The organism is Thiorhodococcus mannitoliphagus (genome assembly GCF_010915725.1).
GTDB classification, from domain to species: Bacteria; Pseudomonadota; Gammaproteobacteria; order Chromatiales; family Chromatiaceae; genus Thiorhodococcus; species Thiorhodococcus mannitoliphagus.
Window position 1 is genome coordinate 1 of the sequence record NZ_JAAIJR010000437.1, and the last position, 568, is coordinate 568.

The window sequence follows — 568 nt, forward strand, 5'->3', positions numbered from 1 at the left end:
GGCGCTCGAAAGCGGGCTTGCGGGGCTGAACGTCAGCGTGGTGCAAGGCACCAGTGATGAGGCCAAGGGGTTGTTGGCGCATGTCGAGCGCGATCTGGGCGCGCATCATTCCACGGATCTGTTTCATCTGCAGCATGAGGTCAGCCAGGCAATGAGCCTCGCGCTGAAGCGCGCGGAGCAACAGGCCGAGACGGCGGCGGCTGAGGCGAAGGTACGCTGGCAAGGCGCATGCGCCGCCGAGCAGGCCTATCATCGCCGCCGCCATGGCCCGGGACGCCCGCCGGCGTTTGCCGCGCGCATCGATGAGGCGCTGAGCGCCGACGTCCAGGCCAGTCGCGCGCATGAGCGCGCCCAGGCGCGGCGCGCTGAGGCGAAAGCCCTGATCGGCGCCCTCAGCGAGTTCGATCATCCCTACGAACTCCAACAGGGACAGGCGCAAACGCCCGAGCAGTTGCAGACGCGCTTAGGGGCCGTGTTTGCGCGCCTGGAGACGATCGCCGAGGAGGCGGACCTCTCCGAGCGCCTGTGCGCACATCTAGCCAAGGCGAAGCGACTCACCCACAGCCTG

The 568-nt window shown here is 68.1% G+C and carries 1 pseudogene; it reads left to right on the forward strand.

Features of this window, described 5'->3' with window-relative positions:
• A pseudogene (locus G3480_RS27320) lies at nt 1-568 on the forward strand (DUF6399 domain-containing protein); the annotation flags it as partial.